Origin of the sequence: Paramesorhizobium endophyticum (genome assembly GCF_014640615.1) — a bacterium.
Lineage (GTDB): Bacteria > Pseudomonadota > Alphaproteobacteria > Rhizobiales > Rhizobiaceae > Paramesorhizobium > Paramesorhizobium endophyticum.
This window is the reverse complement of the sequence record NZ_BMHH01000004.1, coordinates 73,852-95,155: the sequence shown is the minus strand read 5'-3', so window position 1 is coordinate 95,155 and position 21,304 is coordinate 73,852. Positions and strand designations below refer to the sequence as shown.

The 21,304-nt window shown below is 61.7% G+C and carries 20 protein-coding genes; 7 read left to right on the top strand and 13 right to left on the bottom strand.

What is annotated here, in order from left to right; genetic code table 11:
* Positions 1–14 precede the first annotated feature (14 nt).
* From IEX53_RS06495 to IEX53_RS06485, 3 genes are all read left to right on the top strand, one after another.
* Positions 15–254, top strand: a complete 240-nt coding sequence (locus tag IEX53_RS06495; RefSeq protein ID WP_188822630.1) for a hypothetical protein — start codon at positions 15–17, stop codon at positions 252–254.
* A 112-nt stretch (positions 255–366) separates the two neighbouring features.
* Positions 367–1,470 (top strand): carboxynorspermidine decarboxylase, encoded by a 1,104-nt coding sequence (gene nspC, locus IEX53_RS06490; protein WP_188822628.1) that lies wholly within the window; start codon positions 367–369, stop codon positions 1,468–1,470.
* A gap of 43 nt (positions 1,471–1,513) precedes the next feature.
* Positions 1,514–2,758, top strand: coding sequence for a saccharopine dehydrogenase family protein (locus tag IEX53_RS06485; RefSeq protein WP_188822626.1), 1,245 nt, complete (start codon positions 1,514–1,516; stop codon positions 2,756–2,758).
* Positions 2,759–2,893: 135 nt separating this feature from the next.
* On the opposite strand, the gene IEX53_RS06480 is transcribed toward IEX53_RS06485, so the two are convergent.
* The gene (locus tag IEX53_RS06480; RefSeq protein ID WP_188822625.1) at positions 2,894–3,787 is read right to left on the bottom strand and encodes a LysR family transcriptional regulator; all 894 of its coding nucleotides are present in this window, start codon (positions 3,785–3,787) and stop codon (positions 2,894–2,896) included.
* Positions 3,788–3,910: 123 nt separating this feature from the next.
* Between IEX53_RS06480 and IEX53_RS06475 the strand changes: the two genes are divergently transcribed.
* Positions 3,911–5,296, top strand: coding sequence for an MFS transporter (locus IEX53_RS06475; protein ID WP_188822623.1), 1,386 nt, complete (start codon positions 3,911–3,913; stop codon positions 5,294–5,296).
* Here IEX53_RS06475 and IEX53_RS06470 read toward each other — a convergent pair.
* Positions 5,287–6,018, bottom strand: coding sequence for an SDR family NAD(P)-dependent oxidoreductase (locus tag IEX53_RS06470; RefSeq protein WP_188822621.1), 732 nt, complete (start codon positions 6,016–6,018; stop codon positions 5,287–5,289). The genes IEX53_RS06475 and IEX53_RS06470 overlap by 10 nt on opposite strands.
* Before the next feature lie 84 nt (positions 6,019–6,102).
* Between IEX53_RS06470 and IEX53_RS06465 the strand changes: the two genes are divergently transcribed.
* Positions 6,103–6,495 (top strand): winged helix-turn-helix transcriptional regulator, encoded by a 393-nt coding sequence (locus tag IEX53_RS06465; protein WP_188822619.1) that lies wholly within the window; start codon positions 6,103–6,105, stop codon positions 6,493–6,495.
* A gap of 75 nt (positions 6,496–6,570) precedes the next feature.
* Here the strand turns inward: IEX53_RS06465 and IEX53_RS06460 are convergent, their stop codons facing one another.
* Complete coding sequence (locus IEX53_RS06460; protein WP_188822617.1) at positions 6,571–7,266, bottom strand: GntR family transcriptional regulator; 696 nt, start codon at positions 7,264–7,266, stop codon at positions 6,571–6,573.
* Positions 7,267–7,552: 286 nt separating this feature from the next.
* Between IEX53_RS06460 and IEX53_RS06455 the strand changes: the two genes are divergently transcribed.
* A complete protein-coding gene (locus IEX53_RS06455; RefSeq protein ID WP_188822616.1) occupies positions 7,553–8,119 on the top strand; it encodes a recombinase family protein in 567 nt (188 codons plus the stop codon).
* On the opposite strand, the gene IEX53_RS06450 is transcribed toward IEX53_RS06455, so the two are convergent.
* The 8 genes from IEX53_RS06450 to IEX53_RS06415 all read right to left on the bottom strand — a co-directional run bounded on the left by IEX53_RS06450 (position 8,116) and on the right by IEX53_RS06415 (position 18,650).
* Positions 8,116–9,051, bottom strand: a complete 936-nt coding sequence (locus tag IEX53_RS06450; RefSeq protein WP_188822614.1) for a Csu type fimbrial protein — start codon at positions 9,049–9,051, stop codon at positions 8,116–8,118. The two genes, IEX53_RS06455 and IEX53_RS06450, sit on opposite strands and share 4 nt — an antisense overlap.
* A gap of 8 nt (positions 9,052–9,059) precedes the next feature.
* Positions 9,060–11,456 (bottom strand): fimbria/pilus outer membrane usher protein, encoded by a 2,397-nt coding sequence (locus IEX53_RS06445; RefSeq protein ID WP_188822612.1) that lies wholly within the window; start codon positions 11,454–11,456, stop codon positions 9,060–9,062.
* A gap of 22 nt (positions 11,457–11,478) precedes the next feature.
* Positions 11,479–11,904, bottom strand: a complete 426-nt coding sequence (locus tag IEX53_RS06440; RefSeq protein WP_188822610.1) for a fimbrial biogenesis chaperone — start codon at positions 11,902–11,904, stop codon at positions 11,479–11,481.
* Between the two features lie 14 nt (positions 11,905–11,918).
* Positions 11,919–12,440 carry a Csu type fimbrial protein gene (locus tag IEX53_RS06435; protein ID WP_188822608.1) on the bottom strand — a complete coding sequence of 174 codons (522 nt, stop codon included), beginning with the start codon at positions 12,438–12,440 and terminating at the stop codon, positions 11,919–11,921.
* Between the two features lie 262 nt (positions 12,441–12,702).
* Positions 12,703–12,876, bottom strand: a complete 174-nt coding sequence (locus tag IEX53_RS06430) for a hypothetical protein (RefSeq protein WP_188822607.1) — start codon at positions 12,874–12,876, stop codon at positions 12,703–12,705.
* Positions 12,876–13,604 carry an EAL domain-containing protein gene (locus tag IEX53_RS06425; RefSeq protein WP_188822605.1) on the bottom strand — a complete coding sequence of 243 codons (729 nt, stop codon included), beginning with the start codon at positions 13,602–13,604 and terminating at the stop codon, positions 12,876–12,878. Before IEX53_RS06425 ends, IEX53_RS06430 begins: the two co-directional genes overlap by 1 nt.
* Positions 13,605–13,778: 174 nt before the next feature.
* Positions 13,779–14,918 carry a coiled-coil domain-containing protein gene (locus IEX53_RS06420; RefSeq protein WP_188822602.1) on the bottom strand — a complete coding sequence of 380 codons (1,140 nt, stop codon included), beginning with the start codon at positions 14,916–14,918 and terminating at the stop codon, positions 13,779–13,781.
* Between the two features lie 387 nt (positions 14,919–15,305).
* The gene (locus IEX53_RS06415; protein ID WP_188822600.1) at positions 15,306–18,650 is read right to left on the bottom strand and encodes an autotransporter outer membrane beta-barrel domain-containing protein; all 3,345 of its coding nucleotides are present in this window, start codon (positions 18,648–18,650) and stop codon (positions 15,306–15,308) included.
* A 456-nt stretch (positions 18,651–19,106) separates the two neighbouring features.
* On the opposite strand from IEX53_RS06415, the gene IEX53_RS06410 reads away from it, so the two are divergent.
* On the top strand, positions 19,107–19,697 hold the full coding sequence (locus tag IEX53_RS06410) for a recombinase family protein (RefSeq protein WP_188822598.1): 591 nt from the start codon (positions 19,107–19,109) through the stop codon (positions 19,695–19,697).
* On the opposite strand, the gene modC is transcribed toward IEX53_RS06410, so the two are convergent.
* Together modC and modB are read right to left on the bottom strand one after the other, a co-directional pair.
* Positions 19,694–20,620, bottom strand: coding sequence for a molybdenum ABC transporter ATP-binding protein (gene modC, locus IEX53_RS06405; RefSeq protein WP_188822596.1), 927 nt, complete (start codon positions 20,618–20,620; stop codon positions 19,694–19,696). The genes IEX53_RS06410 and modC overlap by 4 nt on opposite strands.
* Positions 20,617–21,303 carry a molybdate ABC transporter permease subunit gene (gene modB, locus IEX53_RS06400; protein WP_188823029.1) on the bottom strand — a complete coding sequence of 229 codons (687 nt, stop codon included), beginning with the start codon at positions 21,301–21,303 and terminating at the stop codon, positions 20,617–20,619. The genes modC and modB overlap by 4 nt, the downstream gene beginning before the upstream one ends.
* Position 21,304 lies beyond the last annotated feature (1 nt).

Here is a 21,304-nt window from a genome sequence, read left to right as displayed (position 1 = left end):
TTGGGGAGGACGCTATGTCACACGACGCCCTCTTCCAATTGGGGATGGGCTCAGTCGAACTGGACGCCACCCAAACGGAAGAACCTTTCATCCCGCGCGCCATCGAAGCGTGCGTGAAGGTGCCTTATGCCGTTCGCCGGAGTGAACGCATCGGTTTCACGGTGATCGCCTATGCGATTGCCGAGCTTCTGCGCGCCGAAAAAAGATGCCGGGGGAACAGCGCCAAAACGCTGATCTCCGCTGCGGGATATTAAACGCGCCCCGCACGAGCCTGACGGCTCCCTTCCGCATTATCGACCATTTCAGCCTCATCCGCCGCTACGGGCAACCGTGGCTCCATCGTTATTCTGTTTCACGGAATCCCCTATGGAGACGATCCAGACCCCCTATTATCTCATCGACAAGAGCAAGCTTCTGCGCAATCTCCAGGCGATCAAGCATGTCCGCGAGCATTCCGGCGCCAAGCTGCTGCTGGCGCTCAAATGCTTCGCCACATGGTCCGTCTTCGACCTGATGCGCGAATATATGGACGGCACCACCTCCTCCTCGCTGAATGAGGTCAGGCTCGGACGCGAGAAATTCGGCGGCGAAACCCACGCCTATAGCGTCGCCTATGCCGACCATGAGATCGACGCCGTCGTGGCCAATGCCGACAAGATCATCTTCAACTCGATCAGCCAGCTCGAGCGCTTTGTCGACCGTTCCGGAAATTTGAGCCGCGGGCTGCGGCTCAACCCCGGCATCAGCTCTTCGAGCTTTGACCTCGCCGACCCGGCGCGGCCCTTCAGCCGCCTCGGCGAGTGGGATGCCGAGAAGGTCGCCGCCGTCCTCGACCGCGTCAACGGTTTCATGATCCACAACAATTGCGAGAACGCCGATTTCAGCCTGTTCGACCGGATGCTCACCCAGATCGAGGAGAAATTCGGCTCGATGTTCTCGAAGGTGGACTGGATCAGCCTTGGCGGCGGCATTCATTTCACCGGCGAGAACTACCCGCTCGACGCATTCTGCGACCGGCTCAAGGCTTTTTCGGAGCGTTACGGCGTGCAGGTCTATCTCGAACCCGGCGAAGCCGCCGTCACCAAGAGCACGACGCTGGAAGTCACCGTGCTCGACACGCTTTTCAACGGCAAGGACATCGCCATTGTCGACAGCTCCGTCGAGGCGCACATGCTCGACCTGCTGATCTACCGTGAAAGCGCCCGCATGTCGCGCACGACAGGCGACCGCCGCTACATGATCTGCGGCAAGTCCTGCCTCGCCGGCGATATCTTCGGCGAGTTCCCCTTCGATCATGCGCTGAAGCCCGGTGACCGCATCTCCATCGAGGATGCCGCCGGTTACACCATGGTCAAGAAAAACTGGTTCAATGGCGTGCAGATGCCGTCGATTGTCGTGCGCAAGCTCGACGGCAGCCTGCGTGTCGTCCGTGAATTCTCGTTTGAGGATTATCTGTCGAGCCTGTCCTGAGGCTCTTCCTGGTGATGTGAAGAAAGAAGGAGGCACCAGCCTAATGAAGAAGAACGTCCTTATCATCGGCGCTGGTGGCGTAGGCCACGTCGTCGCTCATAAATGCGCCCAAAACAACGATGTGCTTGGCGATATCCATATCGCCTCGCGCACGCTCGACAAGTGCCAGGCGATCATCGATTCCGTCAGGGAAAAGAAGAGCCTCAAGGTGGAAGGCCGGCTCGAAGCGCATGCGCTCGACGCATTGGACGTGGAAGCGACCAAGGCGCTGATCGGGAAGACGGGCGTGGAGATCGTCATCAATGTGGGCTCAGCCTTCGTCAACATGCCTGTGCTTTCCGCCTGCATTGCCACCGGCGCGGCCTATATCGACACGGCCATCCACGAGGACCCGCTGAAGATTTGCGAAACGCCGCCCTGGTATGCGAACTATGAGTGGAAGCGTCGGGCGGATTGCGAAAAGGCCGGCATGACGGCCATTCTCGGCGCTGGCTTCGACCCCGGCGTGGTGAATGCCTATGCGCGGCTTGCCAAGGACGAATATTTCGACCGCATCGATTCCATCGACATCGTCGATGTGAATGCGGGTGACCATGGCCGCTATTTCGCGACCAATTTCGACCCGGAGATCAATTTCCGCGAGTTCACCGGCCAGGTCTGGTCCTGGCAGAACAGTGAGTGGACCTCCAACAAGATGTTCGAGATCCGCAAGGATTGGGATCTGCCCGTCGTCGGCACGCGCACTACTTACATGACCGGCCATGACGAGATCCATTCGCTTTCGCAGAATCTCGGCGTGCCCGATGTCCGCTTCTGGATGGGCTTCGGCGAGCGCTACATCACCGTCTTCACGGTGTTGAAGAATCTCGGCCTCCTCTCAGAGCAGCCGATCAAGACCGCCGAGGGTCAGGAAGTCGTCCCGCTCAAGGTTGTGAAAGCCGTACTGCCCGACCCGTCCTCGCTCGCGCCCGATTACAAGGGCAAGACCTGCATCGGCGATGTGGTGAAGGGCGTCAAGGACGGCAAGGAGCGCGAAATCTTCATCTATAACGTAGCCGACCACGAGGAAGCCTATGCCGAAGTCGGCAGCCAGGCCATCTCCTATACAGCAGGCGTCCCCGCCGCCGCCGCCGCGATCCTCATCGCAGAGGGCGCATGGGATGTCGGCAAGATGGCAAATGTCGAGGAGCTGCCGCCCCGGCCCTTCCTCAACCTCCTCAACCATATCGGCCTGCCGACCCGCATCAAGGACGGCACGGAGGATAGGCCGCTGTTCTTCGGCGACTGAGCCACACCCTTATGAATATATCCGCCAAGATGGAACGATCCTTCCAATTGCGGATATAGCGCAGGAACCGCCAGCTTGGCGGTTCCATTGGCTTGAATTCGCGCCGGGCGATATCAGTCCGGTGCCGATGCCCGGTCACATTCTGAACGTATCGAAGATCAGGCCTCGCAGCCACCGATGCACGGGATCCGCGTCCATGCGCGGATGCCATGTCTGGGCGATGGTGAAGCCGGGGGTGGCGACCGGCAGTTTGAAGATTTCAGTGTTGCTCGCTGCTGCGAGTGGCAGGCAGGAGCGTGGCACCAGCCCGACGAGGTCCGACATCGCCGCAACGGCGATGACCGCCGGATAGCTCGGCACCATCAGGCTCACCTTCCGCGACAGCCCCACCGCCGCCAGCGCCTCGTCGACTGGGCCGTGAAAACGCCCGCGCCTTGAAGAAATGACATGTTTGCAGGCGGCGTATCGCTCGGCAGTGACGGGCCTCTCCGTCAGTAGAGGATGCCCTGCCCGCGCAACGCCGACATAAGAGTCGGTAAAGAGCGTCTGGCCGCGCAGCTCCGCTCCGTTGCCCGGGATGACCCCTATGTCCAGATCGATCATCGCATCCCGCAGGGGCTGGATTTGCTTGTCCGGCTTGGGCGCGAAGCACAGCCGCACGCCGGGGGCGGCGCTGGCGACAATAAAGCTGAGCCGCGCGGCATGAAGCAGCACGAAGGCATCATTTGCCCGGATGGTGAAATCCCGTTGCACCTGACGGATATCGATGGCGGGCGACGGGCTCAACACGGTCCGGGCTGCGGCTGTCAGCGAGTGAACCTGATCGGCGATGGCTTCGGCGTGTGGGGTGGCGCGCATGCCGCGCCCGGCCTGTACCAGTATCGGGTCGCCAAGCGCTGCCCTCAGCCGCGACAGCGTCCGGCTCATGGCGGAGGTGCTCAAGCCCAGCTTGCGCGCAGCTGCCGATACGCTCCGCTCGCTGAGCAGGGCATCCAAGGCCACAAGCAGGTTCAAGTCGATATCCGGCATGTCCTATCCTGTAACGAGGCATGGCGTCTGGCGCAACGGTGGTTTTCCAGCCTTGCGTCTGGTGCACATTGCGGACGGGGAATATCGATGGCGCAAACACATAATCGAACAAGGTGATTTCCCATGTCCGTAACATCGGTGGCAAGCCAGGCCCATGACGGGCTTCCGGCTCCGCGGCGCTATTTCGCCGTCGGCCTCCTGCTTTTGGCGCTGGTGCTCGTCGTCCTCGACGGCGCCATTGCCAATGTCGCGCTGCCATCCATCGCCGCCTCGCTGGCAGCCGATCCCAGCCGCACCGTCTGGGTCGTGTCGAGCTATCAGTTGGCTGTGCTCATCGCCCTTCTGCCATGTGGTGCTCTGGGGGAAATTCACGGCCCCCGACGTGTTTACCTCCTCGGTGTGGCCTTGTTCACGGTCGCTTCCGCAGCCTGCGCCTTTGCCTGGAGCCTGCCCATTCTGGTGGCCGCGCGGTTCGTGCAAGGGCTTGGCGCGGGGGCCATCATGGCTTTGGCGGTGATGAACCTGCGCTTCGCCGTGCCGCAGCACATGCTTGGCGCCATTATCGGCTTCAATGCAATGACGGTGGCGATTTCCTCCGCCGCCGGCCCGGCTGTTGCGGGCGCGATCCTGTCGGTGGCAAGCTGGCCATGGCTGTTCGCCGTCAACATACCCCTCGGTATCATCGTACTCGTCTGCGGTCGGGTTCTCGGCCCGGTGCAGGGCATTCACCGGCAGGTGAACGCCAAGGCCCTGATCGCCAATACGCTGATGTTCATCCTGTTCCTCATCGGGGCGGAATTGATGGCCAAGTCTCCCGTTGGCGGCGTCATCCTTATCGGCGGCTCGGCCTTCTGCCTCTTTGCATTGCTGCGTCTCGAACGCGGCAGCCCGACCCCGATCGTGCCGGTGGATCTTTTGGCCGATCCTGCGTTCCGCGTTGCGGTCATCGCGTCGGTCACGTGCTTCACCGGCCAGATGCTGAGCTATGTGGCCCTGCCATTCTATCTGCAGCACACGCTGCATATGACGCCGGGCCTTACCGGGCTCTATATGATACCCTGGCCTGCAGCGACTGCCATCCTCGCGCCGATCTCGGGGCGGCTTGCGGACCGCGTAAAGACGGCCTGGCTCTGTACCGGAGGCGGGGCGCTGTTCGCCTCCGGCCTTCTCATCGCCGGCCTCTGCCCGCCCGATCCGCGCGGCATCGCCTTTCTAGTGGGCTCGGTCCTCGCAGGCGCAGGTTTCGGTTTGTTCCAGACGCCGAACAATCGCATCCTGCTTCTCTCTGCCCCGAAGGCCCGCAGCGGCGCCGCGGGTGCGATGCAGGGAACGGCGCGCTTGCTCGGCCAGACCTTCGGCGCCATCTGCATGTCGATCATCTTCACGGTCAGCCCGTTGACGAGCGCGCCGTCTGTCGCGCTCGTCCTGGCCGGTGTCTGCGCGGCAATCGCCAGCTTTGTCAGCTTCACCCGCGCCCGGTATGAGACGGCGGGATCGGCTCAGATCTGAGCTACGCCGCCGTCGACATATAGTTCAGTCCCCGCGATGTAGCTGGCGTCACCGCTGAGCAGGAACACTGCCGCCGCCGCGATTTCCTCGGGGCGAGCCATGCGGCGGAGCGGGATCTGGGCGATGATCGCATTGCGGAACTCCTCCGAGGTGGCCGCCATCATCGCGGTGTCGGTGGGGCCGGGGCTCACGACGTTGACGCGAATGCCGCGCGGGCTCAATTCCGCCGTCCAGGTGCGAGCGTAGGAGCGGAGCGCTGCCTTGGTGGCGGAATAGGCACCGCGCTCCGGCACCCCTATAATGCCCGCGATCGATCCGACGAGCACCACGGATGCGCCCTCGCTCAACGTGCCAAGCGCCGCCTGCATGGCAAACACAGGGCCACGGACATTGACCGAGAAATGCCGGTCGAAATGCTCCGGCGTCGTGTCGCCAAGCGCTGCCGGTTCCGAAATCCCGGCATTGAGCGCCAGCGCATCGATGCGGCCATGCAGGTCGCGGATGGTTGCGACCGCCCGCACCACATCATCAGGCACGCTCGCATCGGCGACGAGGCCGCGTGCGCCATGCCCCACTTTGGCAGCCGCCTCCTCGACTTCATCGGCCCGACGCCCGGTGAGGAATACCGTCGCGCCCTCCGAGGCCAGCCGTTCCGCAATGGCAAGGCCAATGCCCTTCGCTCCGCCGACCACCAACGCCACCTTGTCATCCATTCGAGCCATCGTCGTCTCCTTTGGTTTTAACGATGGCGAGATAGGTATACATCGTGTATCTGATATCAAGAACGCACTTTAGGTAGCCTAGATATGACCGACGATACCGACCTCGAAATCCTTTCGCAGCAGGCATGTGCCAACGTGGAGCGGGTGCGCCTCGTGCTCGACAAGATCGCCGACAAATGGACCATTCTGATCCTTACCGTGATTTGCCCGAAACCGGCGCGGTTCAACGAAATCAAGCGGCGGCTTGGTGGGATCACGCACAAGGCGCTGGCGGATGCGTTGAAGCGGATGGAGAAACACGGACTGGTGACGCGCACGGTGCTGCCGACCGCGCCCATCGGCGTGGAATATGCCATCACGCCGCTGGGCCACTCCCTGCGCCAGCCATTCGAGGCGCTGTGTGCCTGGGCGCTCGCCCATGGCGATGCCGTCGATGAGGCCGCCCGCGCCCATGACAAGAGCAAGGCGGGGGCATAATCCGGGTAGACCTTATTCAGCCTCAGTGCACACGAAATTTCTGGCAGTGCTGCGGCCGGCTACGAACACCCGCCCTCAGTTCAGAAAAATCGGGTTCTGTGGCGGCGCGCCGATCCTCGTCAGGAGATGGAGGCGCAATTCCTCGCTGGCGGTCTCCGGGTCGCGGTCGAGAGCAGCCAGCAGAATGCGCTCATGTCCTTCGGGATCGCGCCAGCATTCCAGCGGCTTGGGGATATGCTTGAGAACCGCCGCTCCGGAATCCGCCGAGCGGCAATAGCGCGCGCCCTGATCGAAAAGCGTATCGAGAAGCGACAAAAGCTTGGTGACCGGACAGGCAGAGATCAGCGCCTGATGGAACTCCCGATAACGCACAAGGAATTCAAGCAGGTTTTTTTCAAGGTTGTTACCTTCCCGATCCTTATCCGGCGGGTAGAAAGCAATGAGGCGCTTATAGGCACGCTCAAGGTTTTTCTCCCACTCCGCGTCGCCGGCAGCAATGGATGCCCTGAGCGCGGTTCCCTGCAACAGGAAGCGAACGGCCATCACCTCCCGCAAATCCTTCGCCCCCGTCTGCTCGACATAATAATCATCGTCGCTCTTGAGTTCGACAAGGCCATGCCCGACGAGCAAGGCACAAGCCTCGCGCGACGTCTCCACCGTGTTTCCCGAATGAGCGGCGAGCAATTCCGGGTCCAGCCGCACGCCTGGTTCAAGCTGCCCCGAAACGATCAAATCCTTTACGTGCCGCGCCGCCCCCGCGATCTTACGCATCCGCCTGTTATGCCCCAAGATTCCCCCAACGCTTTGCCTTGTCCCCAATTTAAGCAAGACTCCGTATTTACCAAAAATGCAAGCTGTCTCACCTTTCTATCTACCACATCTTGATTTCAGAGGGGAGATGGCCTTTTTCGGCGCCATGGTAAAGGAATCGTAAATTCCATGGGCGTGGAGTGGACGGGGCCTTCCATACAATAGAATGTGTTGTGGGAAGCGGGGGTAACGCCCGGACCGGGAGACGGCAGTTCGCCGCCGATCGAACGGACCGCGGCATTGAAACATGATTATAGGGTATGCGAGGGTATCCACCGAGGAGCAGAATCTGGGGCTTCAGATTGCTGCCCTCCAACAGGCTGGCTGCCAGCTGATTTTCAAGGACAAGGGCTATTCCGGCATAGCGGCGACAAGGCCCGGCCTCGATGCCGTTCTCGAAAGACTTGAAACCGGGGACACGCTCGTCGTCTGGCGCCTCGACCGGCTCGGCCGCTCGCTCGTCCATCTCGTCGAGACGATCAATGGCTTCGACCGGCGCGGCGTCCACTTCCGCTCACTCAACGAAAGCATCGACACCAGCAATTCCGGCGGCCGGCTGGTCTTTCACATCATGGCGGCGATGGCGGAATTCGAGCACGCGCTGATCAGCGAGCGCACCCGGGCGGGAATGCTTACGGCCCGCGCCGCCGGCAAGCATCTGGGAAGGCCATCCGCGCTGACCCCCGAGCAGACGGCGGAGGCGCTCTCGGCGTTGAAGAACGGCGAGTCCAAATCCTCAGTCGCTTCCCGTTATGGCGTTTGCTCTAAGACGATCAGAAGGCTGGCATCGGCGCATCTGGAACAAATCCCCTAATTATATGTAATCGTCACCACCACGGTGTCGGAATAATGCCCGGGTGCAGCCTGTTGCACCGGCACCCGGCCATAGACGGTACGTGTTTCAGCGCCGCTCCCCTCTCCGGTCACGGCATCGCCGCCTGAACCCCAGGCCTGGCTGTGCGCGGCATTGGAATAGAGACCGTAATACACGACATTTGCGCCGGAGCGCATCTGCCGTTGTTCCGGATTGGTGGCTTTGCTGAGGCCACCATCGAGCGCAATCGTATAGCCGACCCCCGGCGTGCAGGTGATCCGCAATTGACCGGTTTGATCGATGGGCGAGGTGATAAGACCGACCGTGCCGAAATTGATATTGTCCGCCTCGATGAGACAATTGGCCTGAACAGTAGCGCTTGCGGTAAAAATCGCCGTCGTGGCGCTCGCACCCGCTGGGGCGTTGCACTGCAGCGTATCGCCTTCAGCATAATAGAAAAGCGCGTCATTGCCGGTGAATTCGGAGGTATAACTCCCGGTCCGGGTACTGAGCTGCCGCCTGGGGACAAGGCCGTAGAGCGTCATCCTTCCCGAGGCGGTCGTGCCGGAGACGGGCAGGCTGAAGCGCTGCGGCAATCCCAATGCGGGCTGATCCGCATGCCCCCATGGGATGGCATGGTTCGCATCCGCATAGAGGTTGAACCCCAGCCCCCCCGTTCCGGGACCCATCTGCCGGGAATTGCCTGACGCGCCACCGGAACCCGCGCCGAAATTGCCGCACACCGTGAGCGAGGACGAGCCGACATTCTCGCAATCGACGGAGATCGTCGCGGTCGCCGGTGTGTCGCCCGAAAGCGTATCGACCGCGCCGAAATTGAGGCTGCTCACATTCGCCGTGCAGGTGGCGGCGCCGGCGCGCGCCGGAAACAGAAGAAGCACGAGAATTGCCAGGAGAAGAAAACGAGCGAACATGAAAACCTCTATTCTTTCAGTGAAACACACGGGACATCCGGAACCACGGTCTGCTCGCCGGGTTTCGGGCGATAATTAAATTCAGCAACGCATTTTTCCCCGTTCGGCCGCTCCATGATCAATCGATTGTGCGACTGTAGCCCCTCGATAAAGGTTTCACCGTCATGGCCGACCATGAACGGCTCGAGCGTTGCGCCGGTGCGGCCTTGCGTTCCCATCTCAAGGAAATCGCCATTCTCCTGCCGAAAGATGACAAGCGAGGAATCACCCGCCTCCTTCTTGCCGAAGGGAACGATCACGCCGGAACGGCCTGCGGGGATGACATCGCGCCGCGTTGCATCGACATTTACATCGAGCGGCAAGTCCTTGGGATCCACGCCGATACGGTTGCGCTCATAGGAACGCAAATCTGGCAGCAGCAGCTTGCCATTCCGTCCTGTCTTGCCGGCAGGCCGGTTTTCGAAGAGCACCGGCACGCCGGGGATCCCGGCATCGACCACCGCGAACGCATCGTCGATCCGGTCGGCGACGAACACGCCGCCACCCATCGCCACCACCGAGCCAGACACCTGCGCATTGGCAGCGGTCTCGCCATTCTGGTTGCTGACCGTGCCGCCCAGCCGCGCAACAGGCGCGCGCCAGTCAACGGATGCCGCCGTGCTCGAATTGTCGTTCTGCTGGCGCGACACCCACCAGCCGAGATTGCCGTTTTCCTCGCGCGCCGGACGGCTGAGCGTGGCAATGCCCGAGACGCCATCCTTGTTGGAAAGGGCGGATGTGCTGAGCGTCATGTCCTTGCCGATCGGCATGGAGAAACTAGCTATCACGCCATACTCATCGTCCTCCAGATCGGTGAAGCCGGAAGCAGTGAAGGTGCCGCCAAACAAAGCCCGGCTGAACGAGGCGCCCACCACGCTTTGATCGTAGCCATCGAACCGTTCGAGCCGGGTATAGTTGAGATTGACATAGGATGGGACATCGAAATTGAGCGGGAAAGACAGCGACACCTGATCCATCGCCTTCGCTGCCGCGCCCGAATAGATGTAGCCATCATCGTCGACAAGCCGTGGCGTGGTGACCGAAGCAATATCATTATAGATGCCGAACGCACGCTGGATCCGCGCTTGCAGCCGCGCGCCGAAAAGATCGAACTCCGCCGCGCCGGTGATCTGATAGCCTGTCTCGCCATCCGCAGTCGATCCCGAAACCGCCAGCGATCCCACGCCCCAGCGCCCGATGCCGCTTACGACACCAAGCCCCGCATTGGCCAGCCCCTCGCCGCCTTCCGCATGGCCTTCGAGCGTCAGCCAATTGGTGAGGCCGTATCGCGTCGATGCCGAACCCATCAGCTGCTTTTCATAAGTATCCTCTTCTGTACCATAGCCGGTACGCGGCACGCCAAGTTCCAGCGAATAGTCGAGGAAGCCCCGCCGCAGCAATTGGTCCGACACGAAATAGGCACTTTCGGTGACGGTCTCGTTACCGCTCGCATCGCGCACGACGATCCGCGCCGTGCCGGCTCCGGTCACAACTGGCATATCGGTCAGTTCGAACGGACCGGCAGGAACCGGATTGGAAAAACGCCGCGCATTATTGAGAAACACATCGACGGTGGAGGGCACGGCGGCGCTTGCCGAAAAATCCGGAACCGGCATCGTCACCAGCCCGGGCCGAAGGCTGAAATTGCGCTGCAACTGAATGCCGCCCAGCCGTGTCGGGCGTGTCCAGCTCAGAGCGCCGGTGATTACGTCGCCTGCCCGGTAGGTGCGCAGCGTGTCAATATCTGACCACGCCCAGCGGCTATCCAGCCGCCTCACGTCGCCCTCGGCCAGCAACATGGAATTGTCGATCACGCCGGCGGAGCCAAAAATGCGGTTTTCGAATGTGCCCGACAGGCCGTCGCGCCAGAAATACTCATTGTCGCCGGAAAACACATTCGCATAGAGCGAATAGTTGAGCAGCGTACCGAAATTCGTCTCGACCTTGTTGCGCGGATCGTCCCTGCCCAGCGGCTGGATACCGCCGCCGGCCGAAATCTGGCGCGGCTGACGGGCGCTGTTCGGCGCGATGAAGTCCAATATCTGTCTCTGCTCGTCGAGGACGGTTTTGACATTCGGCAGACGGTCGAGCGCGATGCGGCCGTCCGGACGTTTTGCAATATCAACCGGACGGATACCAATATTGCGCAGTTCGTCCGGCTCCATGGAAAGCGCGCCGTCGGCCTCCTTTCGCACCGAGGCAACCAGCTTCACCGGATCACCGTTGATGGTGATTTCCAATTGCAGGTCGGCATTGGGCTGCGCCTGTTCGAGCGAGGGGCGAAGCGGCGTATCGAGCACCGAAAGATCGATGCCTTGCGCGAGCGCTATCGTCGCGCCCGCGGTGGAAATGGCGGCGGTCAGCATTAAGCCGGCCGCCGCTTGTTTCTTATTCGAAGGAAAGCGGTATGGCATGACGCACGAGGATCTTCACCGTTCCCGGCTTGACCTGCGTCGCGTCGGGCAGCTGATCGATGACCAGGCGATAGGTCTCCTTATGATCGATCGGCTTCTTCGACACCCGCACGATACGGATGAGATTTTCGGTGCCCGGTTTCAGCGTGGCCATGGGCGGGCTTGCCACCACGTCGCGGGTGGGCTCGAGCACGGCTTTACCATTCTTTTCCACCGAGCGGAAAACCCGCGCTTGCACGCGCAGGGTCGTCTTGTCGTCGTTCCAGACGCGCACGAAGGAAGCGCTGGCGCCGCCTGTCAGCGCAACCGAAATTGGCGCGACCCGAAGCGTCGAGGCTGCTACGCCGGAAGCGAAGAGCAACACCGAGGCCAATGCGATGGCGAGGAGGAAAGGGCGCATTCACCACCTCTCGCTTAGTTGCCGCCGCCCGCCGGTGCGGTCGATGAGCCATACCAGATCGTGGCCGTGACCGTGTCGCTATAGCTGCCGACGGGGGCATTTTGCGGTGACACCTGGCCATAGACTGTATGCGTGAACGCAGTGCCCGAGCCCGTGCCCTCGACCGTAGCGCCCTGGACATTGCCCCAGACATTGGTGTGGCCCGCTTCCTGGTAAAGCTGATAGTCAACCTTATTAGCCGGTACGGTGGTGCTCGTCATCTTGCGCGCCGCCGTACTGTTTTCGCCACCGCCATTGAGGCCGAGTTCATAGGTCGCACCATTGGTGCAAGTGACATCCACGGTGGCTGTGCCATTGATGGGCGCTGCGATGTTGCCCGTCGCAGCGGGGAAGGTCAGCGGGGTCGCCGTGGCGGTGCAGCTCGCCTGGACGTCAAGGGTAACTCCAATATCGGCGGTGGCGGTCTGCGCCGTCGCCGGCATGGTGGAAAACGCCGCAACGGTCGCCGCTGTGGCCATGGAAAGAAGAAATTTCATGGATTGCTACCTTGTTTTTCAAGTCGCGCAATTGCGGGAAAAGTGTCAGAAGCCTTTGCGCCCTAGGCCGCCGCACCCGTTTCATTTATGGACACCCTCTCTGGGAAAAGGATGCCGACGTACGGTCAAAGAAACGCTAAGTACTTATTACAAATACTTTTTACATCGCAAGAATATTAAAGTACATAACAGTTTGATATCAACCAGAAGATTATAATATCCGATTTTTGTCATTTTTGCAACCCTTCATAGAAATTTCTACTTAGTGACACGTTTGGCGCCCTTCCGGATGCAGATATTTTTCGATGGATTCCCCCGTGAGCCAGTCGAACAGGAAGCTCTGAACATCGAACTGGTCGAGGTGGTAGACGGCGAATTCGATCGCCTCCCTGTCAGTCCGTGGAACCGGGACTTTCCTGGCGCCTCCCTTGCCCATCAGGCGCTCCCCCCTTCTACCCAGGCCGCGATGGGGGCTGGCCGTGCGAAAAAATATCCCTGCATCAGCTCGATCCCGAGCGCCTGCAGAATTTCCTTCTCCGCTACCGTCTCTATCCCCTCGGCGATGACGGATATGTCCACGCGCCTGCACGCCTCGAGGGTGCCCCGCACGAGGGCCTGCCGCAGCGAATCGTCCTCGATCCCCCGGATAAGGCCCGCGTCGAGCTTGATGATGTCTGGACGTACCAGGATGAGCGTGTTCAGCCCGGCGTAGCCGGCGCCGAAATCGTCTATGCCGATCGTAACGCCCCGCTTGCGGTAGGCGTCGAAATAACGCTTGAACATTGGCAGGTTGTGGCGGGTATCGTGCTCTGTCACCTCGAAGATAAGCCGGTCCGCCGCGAACCCCGCCTGCCTCGCCGCGCGGATCGTCGAATAGATGCCGTAGCGCGGATTGCACAGGGCCGAAGGCGAGATGTTGAGGCTGAGCCTGCCATCGAGATGATGGGCGGCGGCGATTTCCACCGCAGCCGTACGGCAGGCCGCATCGAAGGCGTCATGGTCATGATCCTGAATGCTGCCGAGGACCGCCGACGCGCTCATTCCTCCCGCCCCGCGCACAAGCGCCTCATAGGCGTAGGGACCACCGGCGGACGTGACATCTACGATGGGCTGAAACACCATCGTGAAGACGATCCCGGCAAATTCCCGCCATTCGGTCTTCATCGGGGGCTCCCCTCGGGTGAAAGAGGGGCCAGCCAATATCCTATCGAGGGATGGGCTTTGGCTGGCCCCTGCGGCGGCGGGCCGCACGGACAGGGCGTTCGTTGCGTCGTGGGATGGCACCCTGTCCGATCTGGATGTTCCGAATTCCTGCGCGTCCTCCTGCATGGCATCAGGTCAATTATTGTTGTTGTTGCGGTCTCTGACGGGAAGCCGGACCACCTGGCTCGGCGACGAGGTCTCCGGCACGTCCGTCTTCAGGTCGACGCTTTCGAGATCCTCCGCCGTGACCTGCTCCTCGTCCGGCTCCCATTCGAGGTTGATGTCCTGCCCCCTCCCAGAGGCCTCGTCCGACATCAGCTTGCGGATGGATTCCTGGAGATGGCCTATATGCTCGTAAGCCTTGTCCGTCTTCGACCGCTGGTTCACAAGCAGCCGCTGGACCAGCACGACCTTTCCGCGCAGCGCCATCTCGGCGTTTTCGGCGTTGGTCTTCCTGGCGCGCAGATCCTGGATCTCCGACTCGTACTGCTCGATAAGGCGGCGGAGCTCCTTCTCCTTCTCGCGGTTGCCGCGCTGGGATTCCTCCAGCTCGTGCCGGCTACGGGCAAGAAGCGCCTCGGCCTGCGCGCGGGCGGACCGCTCGATGGCGAAGTCTTCCAGCGCGCGCTCCAGCTCCAGTTCGCGGGTGGCGAGATTGCCCTTCACGATGCCATGGTCGTTGATGACCTTGGCGATGGCGCGCTTCGCCTGAAAATATTCCGCTTCCAGCTTGGCGATACGGGCCCGCATCGTGTCGCGGTCCTGCTCCACTTCGCTGCGCTTGCGCCTTTCGTACGTCAGCTCGCCGTCCCGCTCCTGGATATCTGCCAGCGCCTTCTCCAGATCCGTCTTCAGTGTCTTCAGAGCGTTCTTGTCGTTGGCTTCACGCTCCGTCGCCACGTCGAGCTGCTCGCGCAGCTTCACGCTGAGGGAGCGGTAATGCTCGAGCTCGCCCTGGATCTTGCCGACCTGTTCCTTCAGCCGCGCCTGCTCGGCTTCCAGCACCCGGTTGCGCTTGTCATCGACGGAATGGTCGTTCTTGAGCTTCGACACCATCGGGTGCAGCGTCGCCACCTGAGTGGCGAGCTGCGACACATCCCGGCCGACCTTGGCGAGACTGCGCTCATACTCCTCCTGAAGCGTCAGCGCGACCTGCTGCACGGAATCGAGCAGCACCGCCAGATCGTTCTCCTCCTCTATCGCCGCGACGGCCGCCTTCTTGCCGCCCCAGCCGCCGATGATGCGCATGACCCGATTGCCGCTCGCCGTTTCCATTCAACGCCCCTATCGATCGATCTTCGCCAATTGCCGCAACGCGCCTAATGAAAGTCTCTGCCCCGCAGCCGGAGCGGGTTTCCTTCCGAAAACCTGCCTCGTCCCAGGCCGCCCCCCGGGGTCGAACAGCCTTTCGGGATACGGCGTTATCTCTAAGAATCGTGGAAGCACCGTTCCCTCCGCCTGCTCGCTCCGGCTCCCTTCCGGAGCGCCACATTCCCGCCGGAAAAGCCTCCTTAGAAACCGGAGAATTCTTCTGGCCCCTCTGTCACCACTCATCCCCGGTCTCCTGTTTCCCGACCCCGCCCTGTGACCGCCGGAACGATGCGCGGGTATCGTTCCGGCGGTCAGCATCTCCGTGCAATCTGGCGGGACGCACGGAGAATTCTAGAACTTCCAGTCCACCTTGCCCTTGAGGCCATGGTCCTGGACGCCATCGCCCAGCTGGCCCGCATAGGAGACGCCTACCATCAGCTTTTCGTTGATGGCCGCATCGACGCCCAGCTCGAGCACCGCGAGGTTCTGCGCGATCGGCACGCCGCCGACGGAGAAGATGCTGCTGCCGTCAAATGCATGGGACGCACTCGTCTCGACGTCTCCGAAGGCATGCCGCCAGCCGGCCATGCCGCGAGCGGTGACGCCGGGCTGGATTTCGGTGGAGGCCCGGAGGCCAAGGGTGGAGAAGCCGGTGCCCATGTCGTCGCTTGCGCCCGTCAGAGCAGAGACGCCGCCCGTTTCGGCATAATCGTCCGTCTTGGTGCTGACATAGGCGAGAGCCGCGAAGGGTTCGAAATTCGCCGCGCCATGGCGGATCGTGTAACCGATATCGCCGTATGCCTGGATCGTGTGGCCGTCATAGTCGGACGAAATCGACTCCGCGAAGCCGGGGAAGACGACCGAGCGGTCGAATTCGAGCTTGTGCCAGGTGTAGTTGGCGCCGAGCCGCACGCCGATGGCATCCCACTGCCCACCGCCATAGACGCCCAGATCAACATTGCGGCTCGATCCGGTCGACTGGCGGCTTGCGGCATCATAGGAGGCGTCGCTGTAGCCGCCGACAACACCCAGGCGGAAGTTCTGCGCCACCGACGTATCGATGCCGACGAAGGCGCCGCCGATGTCGCGGTCGAGGTCACCGGCATTGCTATCACCCTCGAGCGTGCCCCATGAGCCGAAGCCATTGGCCCACAGAACCGTGCCGTCCGCATCACCGGGCGCGAGTTCCTTGCCCTCCGAGCGAGCCTGCGCCGCATCGAGCCCGAAGGCGCCACGGATACGGTTGGTGACGGCGTCGCGCACGAATTTGCTGCTTTCGACGAGGTCGGCTTTTACCGAGGCGTGGATTTCGCCCGAAATCACGTCGAAAGCATGCTGCGCCTCGCCATCGGTCTGGAGGTACGCGATGGCCCGGAACAGCTCGTTGGTGGGATAGTTCGTCTGCGGATCGCGCTCGGCCTTCAGCTCCTGAGCCGCCGTCGCCGCCGCGATCTGGTTGCGGGTCTTGCCCGCCTCCTGGAACAGCCGGTGCTGGGCAACGTCGAGATACACATTGTTCTGGTCGTAATGATCCTGGACCTGATAGAAGGTTGAGACCCAGGTATCGCCGGTCAGGTCATAATCGCCCGTGACGCCCTGAGCCGCCGAAAGCACGGTATAGCGATGCTCCAGCTCGTAGCGGGCCGGATCGAGCTTCGTGACGTTGAGCACGGAGCCCTCAGTGATGTCCGCCTTGCCCATGACCTGCAGCAGATCATTCTCGCCCGTCGAGCGCACATCCGCCAGATATTTCGAGCCCGCCTCATGCGCCAGGTCGCCATCTACGGTGAGCGTCCCGATCCGCTCGCCCAGGATATTGCCCGGAGCGATGGAGCCGTCCTTGCGCACGGTGGTGGTGCCGACGCGGCCCACGCCTTCCAGCGTACCGCCGGTTACGTCCATCGTACCCCTGAGTACGCCATTGACGGAGAGAACGCCGTTTTCCACGCGTGCTTCGCCGGTGAAGCCGGAATTATCCTCGGTCACATTGGTAAGGCCGAAGCCGATCTGGGCGAGCTTGCCCGTTCCGGTGATCTTGCGGTCGAACAGCACCGCATCGGATCGGTTGAAGGCAAGCGTGCCGTTCTCGCCGATCTCGACGCCCGAGGTGTTTGCGATCGAGCCGGACGTGCCGCCGTCACCGAGCTGCAAAGTGCCGTTGGTGATTGTGGTCCTGCCGGTGTAGGCGTTGGCCCCAGTGAGGACCGTCGTACCCGTACCCAGCTGTTCGACCGCTCCCGTACCCGCGATCACGCTACCATAGACATAGCGGTCGGAACGGTTGAACTGGACCAGGCCCTCATTCTGGATGTCGTTGACGACATCGCCAGTCGCGCCACCATGGCCGATGCGCAAGGTTCCGCTAGCACCGACCCCGACATTGCCCGCCAGCACATTGTTGGCAACGGCAACGCCGCCAAGAATGGTCATGTTGCCCGTGAAAGCAGAGGAGTCGCCGTCCAGAACCGTAAACCCGGCATGGTGCGTGACCGTACCATTGCCCGCAAACCCGGCCTTGAAGCTATAATCGTCAGCCTCGGTTTCCGTGTGCTTGAAGTTGACGAAGCCGGCGCCCTGACCGAACTGGATGGTCTTGGCGTCGAGATAACCAGCGCCGGCTGCAGGGGCGAGATCCGTTGGCAGCAGGTCGGAAACCACATTGTTGAGACCGTAGTCCTGCCCCGTCGGAGAATAAGCACCGATATTCAGAATGCCCGTCGAACCAACTTCGTCCGCAATCGTCAGCGTGCCTTCGCCTCCACCGACGCGCACTGTACCGCCATTGGTGAGGACAAGAACACCGGTGGAATCGTCCTTCTGACCGAGGGTCAAGGCGGTGTTGCTCCAGACGCTGTCAGCATCCCGCACCACCGCGAAACCACTGGCGTCTTCCTGCCGCCCGACGACGCCGATACCGTTGGAGAGCGTACCGCCCTGCTCGACGAAGACGTAGCCCTCGCCTTCATAGCCGACATCGAACCGCCCGCTGCCGGTCATCGTCCCCCCATGAACCTGAACAACGCCGACGCCGGTTTCTTCCGCGCCGAGCCTCGTGTCACCGACCGTCTGGGTAAGCGCGCCTGCACCATCGGTGACAACTCTGCCATAGCCATCCGCGCCGACAACGAGGCCATTACGGTTGATCAAGCGGCCGCCATTGACCAGAATACCGGTGCTGGCCTCGTCCGCGCCGACGGTGACGCGACCTTGCGTATCGACTGTACTGCCTGCATGCACCTGAAGCCGGGCATTGCCATCCTCACCGACGGTCAGCGTGCGGCTGATATTCAAATTCGAGTTTTCCGTGACCGAGAGATTGCCCTCACCGAACGTTCCCGAGTCAGCCCGCGACCCGGTAAAGCCGATCGTGACGGACCCGGCATTCGCCGTGCTGCCCTGGACGATTTCAACCGTGTCGTGCTGCGTCGGGCGAGAATTCGTTCCGGATTGATAGGTGGAAAGGCCGATATTCACATCGGTGTTCGCACCGGGGACCACGCCGCCCGCCCAGTTCGCGTAGTTACCCCAGTGATTGTCGCCATCGACCCGGCACGTGCTGCCTCCTGCGCAAGTAGTCCAGTACGAGCTTCCACCGGTCCATCCGGTTGAAGCCTGCTGCGCTTGCGCAGGGGCAGCCATCGCCGCGACCAGCGCGACAAGAGAAGTGGTCATATTAAGAGCGGCGGTCGATTTCATTCATTCCTCGTTTGCGAAAAAACATCGAAGTTCGGGCGCACGGAACCGCGAAAGGCCCAAGCGGAAGAAGCATCCAAAGTTCAGATGGGAGAAAAAGCGGGAGAATCCCGTTCTATCGAGCGTCTAATTGAAGCAAACGAAGATTTTCATTCGGAAATACCCCTAAAGCCCAACATAAATCCAAGTAGTCACCCCGACTAAATGGCGCGGTTTCTGTCTCTCGGATCGGGAGAAAGGGGAGGCTTTTGTCTATATGGGCAGCAACGGGTAACAGTACGCAGAAATGCTTGTAATCGCTAGCAGCTTCTGTGGGGTGACACAGGCTAATCGGGGCAAATCAGGGGCGGACAAAACCGTCCCCTTGAGTCAAGCCAAAATCACGGGAGGCCGCTTCGCGGCATGCAACGAGAAGGAGAACGCGGACAAAGCACTGAAAAGATTAAAGGAAAATTGAGCATGAAATTTGGTTACGCACGCGTATCGACGGATGATCAAAGTCTTGATCTGCAAAGGGAGGCGTTACATGCTGCTGGATGCGACCATATTTTCGAAGACCACGGGATGTCAGGCGTGGATTTTTCCCGGCCGGGCCTCCTACGAGTTCTGGAGACCCTTTCGCCGGGCGATACACTCATCGTCTGGAAGCTGGATCGGCTGGGGCGGTCTCTGCTCGATCTGGTGGAAACCATAGATGCCCTGGCGGCGCGGAAAATCGAGTTCTATTCGCTGACCGAATGCATCGACACGCGCTCGCCCGGGGGGCGCCTCATCTTTCACATCATGGCGGCGCTGGCGGAATTCGAGCGGTCCCTGATCGGCGAGCGAACCCGCGCAGGGATGAGGGCGGCCCGGGCAAAGGGGCATCACATCGGCCGGCCGCCGGCGCTGAACGAATCACAACGGCTGGAGGCGGTCGCCGCTGTCCGGTCCATGGGGGAGACGATCAATTCCGTTGCTGAAAAATACGCCGTTCATCCGCGCACGATTCGGCGGCTGCTTCGGGAGGTACCGACGCCGTCGTTCCAGCTGCCTGGATTGAATATCTAGCCACGCATGACCCTCTCGCCACGGCATGCCGTGGCGAGAGGGTCAATATCGACACGATTCTTGTCACGCGTCGCGATTGTCACGCCGAGGCGCTCGCCGATCACGGCTTCAGGCATCGGCACGGTGAAGCGTCCGCCATCGACATCGAGGGTCGCAAGCTTGCGGACCGGGTCATAGGCAGTCACGACAGCGTCGAGCGTCAGCGCGGCTTCGCGCTTGGCGGCAACCGGAAGCGCGGGGTCGCTTCGCAGGCTGTTCAAAGAACCGGCAGCCAGCACCTTGCCTGAGCGCATCAGCACCAGATGATCGGCCAGTCGCTCGACCTCCGCGATGTCATGGCTCACATAGATGACCGGCAGGGAGAGCGAATCGTGCAGACGTTCCAGAAATGGCAGGACTTCATCCTTCGTCTGCTGGTCGAGTGCCGAGAGCGGCTCGTCCATCAGGAGCAGCTTCGGCTGTGACAAGAGCGCCCGCCCCAAAGCCACCCTCTGGCGCTCGCCGCCGGAGAGATTGCGCGGCGCGCGGTCGAGCAGCGTCTCCAGCCCGAGAAGCGCCACCACCTCGTCGAAGCCGATCCGATCCGTTGGCGATCGCGGCTTGCGGCCACAGGTGGCGTAGAGAAGATTGCCGGTGACGGAGAGATGCGGGAAGAGGTTCGCGTCCTGGAAAACATAGCCGATGGAACGCTCATGGGTCGGGCGGAATAGCCTGCCATCCTGCCAGACATCGTCGCCAACAGCGCAATAGCCGCCGGCCAGGCGCTGCAAGCCGGCCATGCAGCGCAGCACCGTTGTCTTGCCGCATCCGGAAGGGCCGAAGAGGGCCGTCACGCCCGAAGCCGGCACGGTGAATGCGGCGTCGAGGGTGAAACGTCCTAGTCCCCCTCTGAAGGCGACGCGGATTTCGTTTGGTCCGCTCATTCGGCGACCCGAGAAAAGTGCTTTTCGATCAGCATCATGGTAAGGACGACGGCGAAGGCGAACACCACCATGCCGGTCGCCAGAATGGTGGCCTCGCGCCATTGCGAGGTCTCGACATAATCATAAATCGCCACCGACAGCACCTTCGTCTCGCCCGGTATATTGCCGCCGATCATCAACACGACGCCAAACTCGCCAACCGTATGGGCGAAACCGAGCACCGCCCCGGTGAAAAAGCCCGGTCGCGCCAAGGGAACCGCGACGGTCCAGAAGGCGCGGCGTGGAGAAGCGCGCAGCGTCGCGGCGACTTCGAGCGGCCGCTCACCCATCGCCTCGAATGCGTTGCGGATCGGCTGCACCACGAAGGGCAGCGAATAGATGACCGAGCCAATAATGAGCCCCTCGAAGGTGAAGGCCAGGGTGCGCGCGCCCCAGAGGCCGGCAATCACGCCACCGGGACCATCCGGGCCGAGGGCGAGAAGGAGATAAAAGCCGAGCACCGTGGGCGGCAACACGAGGGGCATGGCTACGATTGCGCCCACTGCTTCTTTCCACCACGCATCCGTGCGCGCGAGCCACCATGCGAGCGGCGTGCCGATGACCAGCAAGACCACCGTGGTGACCGCGGCTAGTTCGACCGTCAGCCCTATGGCAACCCACACATCCGCGCCAAGCCCGCTCATC

Bases quoted from the DNA above. Each gene is read 5' to 3' on its own strand.
- IEX53_RS06470 (WP_188822621.1), bottom strand. From the start codon at position 6,018: ATGGCTCGAATGGATGACAAGGTGGCGTTGGTGGTCGGCGGAGCGAAG.
- modC (WP_188822596.1), bottom strand. From the start codon at position 20,620: ATGAGCGGACCAAACGAAATCCGCGTCGCCTTCAGAGGGGGACTAGGA.
- IEX53_RS06460 (WP_188822617.1), bottom strand. From the start codon at position 7,266: ATGCGTAAGATCGCGGGGGCGGCGCGGCACGTAAAGGATTTGATCGTT.
- IEX53_RS06485 (WP_188822626.1), top strand. From the start codon at position 1,514: ATGAAGAAGAACGTCCTTATCATCGGCGCTGGTGGCGTAGGCCACGTC.
- modB (WP_188823029.1), bottom strand. From the start codon at position 21,303: ATGAGCGGGCTTGGCGCGGATGTGTGGGTTGCCATAGGGCTGACGGTC.
- IEX53_RS06475 (WP_188822623.1), top strand. From the start codon at position 3,911: ATGTCCGTAACATCGGTGGCAAGCCAGGCCCATGACGGGCTTCCGGCT.
- IEX53_RS06495 (WP_188822630.1), top strand. From the start codon at position 15: ATGTCACACGACGCCCTCTTCCAATTGGGGATGGGCTCAGTCGAACTG.
- IEX53_RS06415 (WP_188822600.1), bottom strand. From the start codon at position 18,650: ATGAAATCGACCGCCGCTCTTAATATGACCACTTCTCTTGTCGCGCTG.
- IEX53_RS06465 (WP_188822619.1), top strand. From the start codon at position 6,103: ATGACCGACGATACCGACCTCGAAATCCTTTCGCAGCAGGCATGTGCC.
- IEX53_RS06440 (WP_188822610.1), bottom strand. From the start codon at position 11,904: ATGCGCCCTTTCCTCCTCGCCATCGCATTGGCCTCGGTGTTGCTCTTC.
- IEX53_RS06435 (WP_188822608.1), bottom strand. From the start codon at position 12,440: ATGAAATTTCTTCTTTCCATGGCCACAGCGGCGACCGTTGCGGCGTTT.
- IEX53_RS06445 (WP_188822612.1), bottom strand. From the start codon at position 11,456: ATGCTGACCGCCGCCATTTCCACCGCGGGCGCGACGATAGCGCTCGCG.
- IEX53_RS06430 (WP_188822607.1), bottom strand. From the start codon at position 12,876: ATGGGCAAGGGAGGCGCCAGGAAAGTCCCGGTTCCACGGACTGACAGG.
- IEX53_RS06425 (WP_188822605.1), bottom strand. From the start codon at position 13,604: ATGAAGACCGAATGGCGGGAATTTGCCGGGATCGTCTTCACGATGGTG.
- IEX53_RS06480 (WP_188822625.1), bottom strand. From the start codon at position 3,787: ATGCCGGATATCGACTTGAACCTGCTTGTGGCCTTGGATGCCCTGCTC.
- IEX53_RS06455 (WP_188822616.1), top strand. From the start codon at position 7,553: ATGATTATAGGGTATGCGAGGGTATCCACCGAGGAGCAGAATCTGGGG.
- IEX53_RS06450 (WP_188822614.1), bottom strand. From the start codon at position 9,051: ATGTTCGCTCGTTTTCTTCTCCTGGCAATTCTCGTGCTTCTTCTGTTT.
- nspC (WP_188822628.1), top strand. From the start codon at position 367: ATGGAGACGATCCAGACCCCCTATTATCTCATCGACAAGAGCAAGCTT.
- IEX53_RS06420 (WP_188822602.1), bottom strand. From the start codon at position 14,918: ATGGAAACGGCGAGCGGCAATCGGGTCATGCGCATCATCGGCGGCTGG.
- IEX53_RS06410 (WP_188822598.1), top strand. From the start codon at position 19,107: ATGAAATTTGGTTACGCACGCGTATCGACGGATGATCAAAGTCTTGAT.